Source organism: bacterium (assembly GCA_030654305.1).
Lineage (GTDB): Bacteria > Krumholzibacteriota > Krumholzibacteriia > LZORAL124-64-63 > LZORAL124-64-63 > PNOJ01.
Genome location: JAURXS010000274.1, coordinates 1 through 9,929, shown reverse-complemented (window position 1 = coordinate 9,929; position 9,929 = coordinate 1). Strand labels below are relative to the sequence as shown.

7 protein-coding genes are annotated in these 9,929 nt (G+C 72.1%); 1 reads left to right on the top strand and 6 read right to left on the bottom strand.

What is annotated here, in order from left to right:
- On the top strand, positions 1-320 hold a 320-nt coding region (locus Q7W29_07905; protein ID MDO9171739.1), incomplete at its 5' end, for a transglycosylase domain-containing protein.
- A gap of 24 nt (positions 321-344) precedes the next feature.
- On the opposite strand, the gene Q7W29_07900 is transcribed toward Q7W29_07905, so the two are convergent.
- The 6 genes from Q7W29_07900 to Q7W29_07875 form a co-directional block, all read right to left on the bottom strand.
- Entirely contained in the window at positions 345-3,029 is a 2,685-nt protein-coding gene (locus tag Q7W29_07900) for a protein kinase (protein ID MDO9171738.1), read from the bottom strand.
- Positions 3,030-3,138: 109 nt separating this feature from the next.
- Positions 3,139-3,645, bottom strand: a complete 507-nt coding sequence (locus Q7W29_07895; protein MDO9171737.1) for a histidine phosphatase family protein — start codon at positions 3,643-3,645, stop codon at positions 3,139-3,141.
- 12 nt (positions 3,646-3,657) lie between these two features.
- Entirely contained in the window at positions 3,658-5,424 is a 1,767-nt protein-coding gene (locus Q7W29_07890; GenBank protein ID MDO9171736.1) for a CHAD domain-containing protein, read from the bottom strand.
- A gap of 53 nt (positions 5,425-5,477) precedes the next feature.
- Entirely contained in the window at positions 5,478-8,549 is a 3,072-nt protein-coding gene (locus Q7W29_07885) for an efflux RND transporter permease subunit (GenBank protein ID MDO9171735.1), read from the bottom strand.
- Positions 8,546-9,637, bottom strand: coding sequence for an efflux RND transporter periplasmic adaptor subunit (locus Q7W29_07880; protein MDO9171734.1), 1,092 nt, complete (start codon positions 9,635-9,637; stop codon positions 8,546-8,548). Before Q7W29_07880 ends, Q7W29_07885 begins: the two co-directional genes overlap by 4 nt.
- Positions 9,634-9,765, bottom strand: a complete 132-nt coding sequence (locus tag Q7W29_07875; GenBank protein MDO9171733.1) for a hypothetical protein — start codon at positions 9,763-9,765, stop codon at positions 9,634-9,636. Before Q7W29_07875 ends, Q7W29_07880 begins: the two co-directional genes overlap by 4 nt.
- Positions 9,766-9,929 lie beyond the last annotated feature (164 nt).

Here is a 9,929-nt window from a genome sequence, read left to right as displayed (position 1 = left end):
GCAAGGGGCTGGAATCGTGGTTCACGTTCTGGCTGGAGCTGCTGTGGCCCAAGACGCGCATCCTGGAGGTCTACCTGAACATCGCGGAGTGGGGCGACGGCATCTTCGGCGCCGAGGCGGCCTGCCGCCGCCACTTCGACGTCGGCGCCGACCAGGTCGACCGCGACCGCGCCGCGCGCCTGGCGGCCGTGCTGCCCAACCCGCGGCGGATGAACGCCGGCCGTCCCTCGGCCTACGTGCTGCGCCGGCAGGGCGAGATCCGGCGGCAGATGGGGGGGATCGACGGGTCGGAATTCACGGCTCCCCTGAAACGCTGGTGACGACGCACGGCGTCACGACACGGTTCAGTCGTACTCCGCCAGCAGCGCCTGGAAATCGCCCCGTCCGCGCAGCTGGGCGAAGACCGGCGACGACGCGAGGATGGCGGGCGAGATGACGTCCGTCTGCCGGTCCATCAGCCCCGACAGGGTCGCGACCGCGGCCGCGGAACTCCCCGACATCATCTCGATCACGGCCTGGTCGTACAGGCGCCAGGTGGCGATCCAGGGGTCCTTGTTGACGGGATAGAGTTCGAAGGAGCGCCGGATCCCAGCCATCGCCTCGTCCGTCCGCCCGGCGCCGGCCAGGGCCACCGCGTGCGCCGCCACCACGTTGCCGGCCTCGGGTAATTCTGCCTCGCGCGCCGACAGGACGCGCTCGGCGAGTTCGAAGTGCCGGCGGGCTTCCTCCGGCTGGTCCATCACCCGGTAGACCATCGCCAGGCCGAGATCCCGGGAGATGATCTCGTACTGCGACTCCATGCACTCGGGCAGCAGTTCGGCGTGGCGCAGCGCGGCCGGGAAATCCCCGATCTCGAGATGGATCCGGAAGAGCCGCTGCCGCATCTCGGGATCCGTGAAGGGGGGGATCTCGGCGACGTAACGGCGCGCCCGGTCGGGCCAGCCGGCCTGGACGGCGCTCCAGGCGGCGATGGTGAAGTTCATGGGCTCGTCGGGCCCGAATTCCATGGCCTCCCGCCCCCAGCGATCGGCGTCCTCGTAGCGCTTCACGATGGCCAGGGTCTCGGCGAGATGGTTGGCGATGGGGGCGACTCCGGGTGACAGCCCGGCCACGCGCTCGAGGATCACGGCCGCCTCGGCGTACGATTCCTGCCTGCGCAGCACGTACGCCATCAGTTCCATGACGTCGGGATCGTCGGGGCGGATCCGATCGGCCTGCCGGACTGCGGCCAGGGCCCGGTCGTAGTCCTTCAGTCCCCAGTAGTAGTAGATGCCGGCGGCGTAGTGGGACAGATGCGAATCGGGCGCGATGGCCCGGGCCCGGTCCGCGGCGGCCTTCGCCCTGGCCAGTCGCTCCGGCGTGCGGTCCCAGTCGAAGTGGCAGAGCCCCGAGTTGGCCCGCGCCAGGGCCACCCAGGCCTCGTGGAACTGCGGATCCCGCGCCACGGCCTTCTCCAGCAGGTCGACGGCCAGCAGCCAGTCCTCCCGCCTGAATCGCGACGACTCGAGGATCTCCTGACCCCGCAGGTAGGCGTGGTAGGCCGCCATGTCCCGCGTGGGCTCGGCCACGGCCGGTACCGTGCCCGCCGCCGCCAGCGTCACGCCCAGGTTGCGGACCACCTCGGCGGCGATCTCCGACTGCAGGGCGAAGATCTCCTCCATGGCGCGATCGTAGCGGCTCGCCCAGACCTGCCGGTCGGCGGCGGCATCGGTCAGCAGCGGCGTCACCCGCACGCGGCTGGCGCCGGCGGCGTCGCGCTGCCAGCGCACCGACCCTTCCAGCACGTAGTCCACTCCGAGATCGGCGGCGATCCGCTGCATGGACTTGCCGGTGCGGTCGTAGTTCTGGGAACTGGTGCGGGAGACCACGCGCAGACCTTCGATCCCGGCCAGGCTGGTGACGATCTCGACGGTCATGCCCGCGGCGAAGTACGCGTCCTCCGGCGGGCCCAGGTTCTCGAAGGGGAAGACCACGATGGTCGGCACCGCGGCGGCGGTCGTGGGAGCCGATCCGACGGCCGAAGCGGCCGGCGGCCGCCCTCGCGAACCCAGACGCACGGCGCCGAAAGCGATCACCGCCAGCAGGACCAGGCCCGCGCTCAGCAGCACGACGCGGCGCCGACCCTGCCTCCGCGCCGGCGGAGTGGGGAATTCCGGCTTCTCGAACTCGCCCGAGTCGAGTTCCTCGCGCAGTGACAACAGATCGTAATGGGCGCTGCGGGCCGTCTCGTACCGCCGCGCGGGATCCTTCTCGAGGCACCGGCGGACGATGCGGGCCAGCTGGCTCGGCAACTCCGGACGGACCTCGACCACGGGCGTCGGCTGGTCCCGCAGGACCGCCGCGAGGATCGAAAGCTGCGAGTCCCCTTTGAACGGCTGCTGACCGGTCGCCATCTGGTAGAGCAGGATGCCCAGGGAAAAGACGTCCGAGCGGCTGTCCACCGGCTTGCCCTCGGCCTGCTCGGGCGACATGTAGGCCACGGTGCCGACGATGGTCCCCTCGCGGGTCGCCCCCGCATCGGCGGCGACGGTCTCTTCGTCCGCGCCCGCGTCCGGCCGGTCCAACAGCTTCGCCAGGCCGAAGTCGAGGACCTTGAGGCGGCCCGCGCTGTCGATCATCACGTTGCGGGGCTTCAGATCGCGGTGGGTGATGCCTTTGGCGTGGGCGGCGGCGACCGCTTCGGTCAGGGCGAGTCCGAGCTCGAAGAACCGCCGTACGGGCAGGCCGCCCGGCGGGATCACCTCGTCGAGGGTGCGGCCTTCCACGTACTCCATCACCAGGAACGGCAGACCGTCGGCCTCCTCCACGGCATGGAGCGTGACGACGTTGGGATGGTTCAGCGCAGCCACCGCCTGGGCCTCGCGCTCGAAGCGGGCGCGGCGTCCCGCGTCGGCTCTCATCTCGACCGGCAGCAGTTTGAGGGCCACGTCGCGGCCCAGGCGCGTGTCGCGGGCGAGGTACACCTCGCCCATGCCGCCGCGGCCGAGGGACGCACGGATCTCGTAGTGGGCGAGCATCTTGCCGATCAAAGCGCATTCCCCCGGTTGAAAGGCGCACGGCGACGATCGCCGGTGGGCACGAGGCCGTGGTTCAAGGTAATCAAGAGATAATGAGTCCGCATTATGGAAAAGGCGGGGGTCAGTCCCCGCCGGCGGCGAGCAGGACGCGAGGTGGCAGCAACCAGACCAGCTCCGCGGTCCCGGCGAGGGGCGGCGCATCGCAGCGCACCAGCGCCGCTCCCCCCTTCTTCATCTCCAGCAAGACCGCGCCCGCCGATCCGCCCAGCAGCAGCGACAGGGTCCCGCTCATCATGGGTTCGTGACCCACCAGGACGACACGCTCCGCGGCGTCTCGCGCCCGCAGGGCGTCGAGGACCGTGGCCGGCAGGTTCGTCGGTTCGAGTTCGGGACACGCTTCGGGCGCCGCCCAGCCGGCATCCTCCTCGAGGATCTGCGCCGTCTGCCAGGCGCGCGCGTAAGGGCTGGTGAGCACCAGGTCGGGCGGGTCCCAGACCGTCGCCAGCACGCGCGCGATGCGGCGGAACCTGTCCGCCCCCGCGGACGTCAGGGGGCGCTCGCGGTCGCCGTTCCAATCGCCGCTGCTGCGCTCCTCGGCGATCGCGTGGCGGATGAGCAGGAGTTCCACAGTCGTCTCCGATCAATGCCCGACGGTCTTGCCGCGGGATTCGGGGGTGGACCCGATCGGGGCGCCCGCGCACGGCGGCTCGAGGGCGGCGGGCGGCGGCGCCGCTTCCCCGCTCGAAACAGCGGCCGGGTTCTCGCGTCCTGCGACCTCGATCCACGGCGTCACGATCCCGTCAGGCAGGCGTGTCATGGCCTGCCCGAGGACCCGCCAGCGCTTCCGGGCCAGCCGGCGCAGCCGGCGCGGAAGCCGACGGCGCAGTTTCTTCGCGCGTTCGCGATGGACCTGCATGAGTTCGCCCAGGGCCAGCCAGCTCCCGGGGGTGAACCCCGCCGGATCCTCGACGACGATCCGTCTCAGTTTGTCCACCGCGATCCGGGCATCCTGGTGCCGACCGAGCCGGTCCTGGGCGTCGACAAGACTCGCGAGCGGCCTCTTCGCCGCCGAGCCGTAGAGATCCTCGAAGAACCCGAGCGTGTAACGCAGCCGCTTGACCGCGATCCGCAGCCGGTGGAATTCCGTCGCCGGCGAGTCGGGGGCCAGACCCCGACTCAGACGCCTCACCCGGCGGTGAGCCCGGCGGACGACCCGGGAGGCGAAACGCGGCAGGTCCACCGCCGCGGCTTCGGCCGGCGCGCAAGGCCGCAATGCGGCGAGGTCGCGCTTCAGGGCGGCGAAGTCCGCTGAATCCAGGGAATCCCGCAAGCGCTCGCGGGCCCGCGCCCTCTCCCGCTCGAGGTGCAGCAGCAGCGGCCCGGCCGCGGCGGCGTCCGCCGACCGCAAGCCGCCGCACCTGCGCCCGACGTCGTCGATGAAGACGTCGAGGTCGCGCACCTCGCCCAGACGGCGCCCGAAGTCGCCGAGCCCGCGACGCAGCCGGTCCGCCTCCCGCCCGGGATAGACCGGACGGAACAGTTGCAGGGCCGCCCTCAGACGGCGGCACGCCACCCGCATGTCGTGCAGTTGCTCCGGATCTTCGCCGAGACGGGTGCCGGGCTCGTGCCAGAGGAACGACGCGAGGTACCGGCGCAGGACCGAGTCCGCGGCCTGCCGCACGGACATCGCGTGCTCGATCTCCCCGGACACCCCGGAACCGAGGGACACCGTCCTGTCCACCTCGACGCCGGCCGCCCGGATCGCCCACGCGAAGGCCGATTCCGCCGCGCCACGCGCTCCCTGCTGGCCGTACTGCCCGCGCAGCCGGTCGGCAAGGGCGCGGAACGCCGGATCGCCGGCGTGTGCAACCGCGATGTTCAGACAAGTTCGCCGATGGGTGTGGCCGGTGGCATCGGTGAGGAAGCTGCGGTCGAGGGCGACCTCCGCGCTGGGGCTCGGGTCGGAGCCGTGGACGATCCGGTAGGTGCGCCTCTCGATCCGGATCCGCGCCAGGACCGCCAGTTCGTCCTCCCGGCAGATCACCCGCAGCCGGTCGACAACCGGCCCCCGCTCCCCGAGCGACGGCCCCACCCGGTCCGACACCAGCGGCTGCACGGTCCCACGACGATCGCCGCCGTCGTCCAGACGCGTCGGCTCATCGAGAGAAGCCGTCGCCGAACCGGCCGTCCGCCGGATCCGCAGGGCGAATCCGGCGCGCAGGATCCTCAGGTCCGGTGTGTCGAGATAAATGTCGCGGATCGACCGGGGCGGTTCCGGCAGGACCCGGTGCGGGCCGAGCCGGGTGTTCTCGTGCAGCCACCTTTTCAGGACGCCGAGGTCCGGGGCCTCGTCCTGCCAGGCGGTTGCGATGAAGTCCACAGCCGGTCGGGAGGCGGTCGGTTTCATGGTACGAGTCTACCACGGATGGGGCGCGCCGCGCCGCGATCCGGAGCCGTCCCTCACTCCCCGGGTTCGTCCGCTTCGGCGTGCGCCCGCGTGAAGCGCGACAGCAGGTCGTACACCACCGGCACCAGCACCAGGGTCAGGAACGTCGAGAACAGCAGCCCGCTGACCACCGTGATCCCCAGCGGCCGGCGCGACTCGCCGCCGGCGCCCAGGCCCAGGGCGATGGGCAGGATGCCGAAGATCGTCGTGAACGAGGTCATCAGGATCGGGCGCAGGCGGATGGCCGCGGCCTGGATGATGGCCTCGCGCGCCGGCTCGCCGCCGTCGCGGCGCTGGTTGCCGTATTCCACGATCAGGATGGCGTTCTTGGTCACCAGGCCGATCAGCATGATCAGGCCGATCTGGGAGTAGATGTTCAGGCCCTGCTTCAGGAAGAACAGCGAGAGCAGGGCGCCCACCACCGCCAGCGGCACCGACAGCAGGATCGTCAGCGGGTGCACGAAGCTCTCGAACTGCGCCGCCAGCACCAGGAAGATGAACACCACCGCCAGGCCGAACAGGAAGTTCAGGCTGCCGCTGGACTCGCGGTACTCGCGCGACTGGCCCTTCAGCTCGCGGGTCACGCCGGCGGGCAGGTCGTCGCGCACGATGCGGTCCAGGGCGTCCAGCGCCGTGCCCAGGTCCACGCCGGGCGCCAGGCTGGCGCTGAGCGTGGCCGCGCGCACGCGGTTGTAGTGGTTCAGCTCCTTGGGCGCGACGGTCTCGCGCACCGCGACCACGTTGGCCAGGGGCACCAGCCCCGCCGTCCCGCGCACCAGCAGGCCGCCGATCGCGTCGGGAGTCGCGCGCGCGGAGGGCCGCATCTGGAGGATCACGTCGTACTGCTTCGAGCCGCTCTTGTAGTTGCCGACGACGCGGCCGCCGAGCAGAGACTCGAGCGTCGAGCCGATCTCGGCGACCGAGACGCCCAGCTGCCCGGCGCGCTCGCGGTCGATCACGATGTCGAGCTGGGGCTTGTTCAGGCGCAGATCCGAGTCCAGGTTGACCAGGTAGCCCAGCTGCTGGGCCTTGGCCATCATGATCTGCACCGCCTGGCCCAGCTGCTCGTAGCTGTCGCCCTTGAGCACGTACTCCACGGGATTGGAGTCGAAGCTGCCGCCGAGGCTGGGCGGGTTGATCACGAAGGCCAGCACGCCGGGGATACCCATCAGCTGCGGGAACAGGCCCTGGACGATCTCCTGCTGGGTGCGGTCGCGCTCGTCGGCGCGGGCGAGGTTCAGGAACACGAAGCCGTCGGTGACCCGGCCGGGGCCGCCGAAGCCTAGGCCCACGGCCGAGAACAGGCCGCGGCGCTCGGGCAGGGGCAGCAGCGCCGCCTCGACCTGGCGCATGGCGGCGTCGGTGTAGTCGAGGGTCGAGCCCTCGGGCGCGATCACGATGCCGAAGGCCGCGCTGCGGTCCTCCACGGGCACCAGCTCGCGCGGCAGCAGCCGGTAGACCCAGGCCGCGGCCACGATCATCACGGCGGCCGACAGCAGCACCAGCGCGCGGTGCCCCAGGCACCAGCGCAGCGTGGCGGCGTAGGCGCGGTTCAGGCCCGAGAAGAAGGCCTCGAAGGAACGTTCGGCCCAGCTCTGGCGCTTGCCGCCCAGGGGCGTCAGCATCCGCGAACAGAGCATGGGCGTCAGGGTCAGGGCCACGAAGCCCGACAGCAGGACGGCCACCGCCACCGAGATGCCGAACTCGCGGAACAGGCGGCCCACCGTGCCGGTCAGGAACGACAGCGGGATGAACACCGCCACCAGCGAGATGGTCGTCGAGACGATCGCGAAGCCGATCTCCTTCGTGGCGTCGAGGGTGGCGCGCCGCCGGGATTTGCCCATCTCGAGGTGCCGGTAGACGTTCTCCAGCACCACGATGGCGTCGTCGACGACCAGCCCGATGGCCAGCACCAGCGCCAGCAGCGTCAGGATGTTGATGGTGAAGCCCATGGCCAGCGCGACCGTCGCGGCGCCCACGATCGAGACCGGGATCGCCAGCACGGGGATCAGCGTGGCCCGCAGGCTCTTCAGGAAGACCAGGATCACCAGGATGACCAGCGCCACCGCGATCAGCAGCGTGTCGCGGACCTCGTGGATCGACTCGCTGATGAACAGCGACGAGTCGAAGGCCACCTCCAGGCGCATGCCCGCCGGCAGCTCCTCGCGCAGCGCCGGCAGGGCCCCGCGCACCGCGGCGGCGACCTCCAGCGTGCTGGCCTTGCCCTGCTTGACGACGCCCATGCCGATGGCGGGCAGGCCGTTGAAGCGGGTGACCGTGCGCTCGTCCTCGGCGCCGACGGCCACGTCGGCAACGTCGCGCAGGCGCACCACGCCGCCCTCGCGCGCGGCGACGACGACCGCCCCGAACTCCTCGGCCGAGACCAGCTCGCCGCGGGTCCGCACCGCGAACTCCCGCTGCTCGCCCTCGACGCGGCCGGCGGGGATCTCCGCGTTCTCGCGCGCGAGGGCCGCCGACACGTCGCCGGCGGTCAGCCCGCGCGCGGCCAGCCGCTGCGGGTCCAGCCAGACGCGCATCGCGTAGCGGCGCTCGCCGCCGATGAAGACCGAGCCGACGCCCGGCAGCCGCTGCAGGCGGTCCTTCAGCACGCGGTCCGCGAGGTCCGACATCTCGAGCGTGCCGTGCACGTCGCTCTGCAGGGCCAGCCAGACGATGGGCTGGGCGTTGGTGTCCACCTTCTGGACGACGGGGTCCTCCGCCTCGGGCGGCAGGCTGCCGCGCGCGCGGGACACGCGGTCGCGCACGTCGTTGGCCGCCTCGTCGACGTCGCGGCCCAGCTCGAACTCGATCGTGATCGTCGAGCCCTGCTCGCGGCTCGACGAGGTGAGGGACTTGACGTCCTCGAGGGTCGAGAACGTCTCCTCGAGCACGTCGGTGATCTCGGTCTCGACCACGCTGGGGCTGGCGCCGCGGTAGAAGGTGGAGACCGAGACGATCGGCGGGTCGATGTCCGGGTACTCGCGCACCGGCAGCCGCGAGTACGCGATCACGCCCAGCAGCACGATGGCCAGGCTCATCACCGTCGCGAAGACCGGCCGCTTGACGGAGACCTCGCTCAGCTTCATCGGGCCCCTCCTGCGGCGGCCTGTTCGCCGCCGGCCGGCAGGGGGATCACGCGCGCGCCCGGGAAGATCTTCTGGTGGCCGGCCCGCACCACCAGCGCGCCCGGCGCGAGGCCGTCGAGCACCTCCACCATCGCCGCGGTGCGCAGGCCCAGGGTCACCGGGACGGGCGCCACCGTGCTGTCGGGCTGGATCACGTAGACGAGCATGCGGTCGCCCTGGGCGACCACGGCCTCGCTGGGCAGGGCCAGCGCCAGGGGCCGCTCTTCGAGCACGACCGCGGCCTCGGCCGACATCCCGGGCCGCAGGCGGCCCTCGGCGTTGTCGACCAGGGCCACGACCCCGACGGTGCGGGTGTCCGCGTCGACCACCGGTTCGACGACCGCGAGCGTGCCGGACAGGACCAGGTCGGGGTACGCGGTCGTCCGCACCGCCACCACCGCGCCCGGACGCAGCGCGCCCAGGTACCGCTCGGGCACCGAGAACAGCAGGCGCAACCGGTCGAGGCGGGCCAGCTCGGTGATCGCCTGGCCGGTGCGCAGGAAGGCGCCGCGGCTGACGCGGCGGGTGCCGGCGGTGCCGTCGAACGGGGCGACGATGCGGGTCTTGGCCAGGCTCGCGCCGGCCACCGCCAGGTCGGCTTCCGCCACCTTCAGGGCCGCCGCGGCGTCGTCCAGGTCCTGGGGGGCGCCGGCGCCCTGGTCGACGACGGCGCGCACACGGTCGAAGGCGGCGCGGCTCTGCGCGACGCGGGCCTCGGCGCGCTCGTGCACGGCGCGGGCCTGCGCGTCGTCGAGCCGGGCGATCAGGTCGCCGCGCCGCAGCGCGCCGCCCTCGCGGAAGGGCAGTTCCACGACCAGGCCGTCGATCTCGGTGGAGACCGTGACCTGCTCGGTCGCCTCGAAGGTGCCGACGGCCGTGTAGCTGTCGGTCATGGCCATGGGCGCCGCCGTCGCCGTGACGACCGGCATCGGGGGCATGGCGAAGCCGCCGCCCGCCTTCTCCCGGGCGCAGCCGGCGGCCAACGCCAGGACGAAGGCCGAAAAGAGCGCGCCCGCGGCGCGCACGTGGACCGCGTTTCGGTGAATCACTGCCCGCTCTCCTTGGTGAGGAAACCGTCCGCCGTGAGGCGGCGCAGGTCGGCCGCCGCGCGGGCGGCGCGCACCTGCGCCTGGGAACGCCGCTGCTGTGCCGCGGCCAGGTCGGCCGCCAGGCGCACCAGCTCGAAGGCCGTCGTGCGGCCGTTGCGGAACTAGATCAGGCCGATCCGGACCTGCTCGCGGGACGCGTCGACGCCCTCGTCGGCCTGGGCGTGCCGCTCGCGGTTGGCGGCGTGCTCGCGGCAGTCGGCGCGGACCCGCGCTTCCAGGTCGCGGCGCGCGG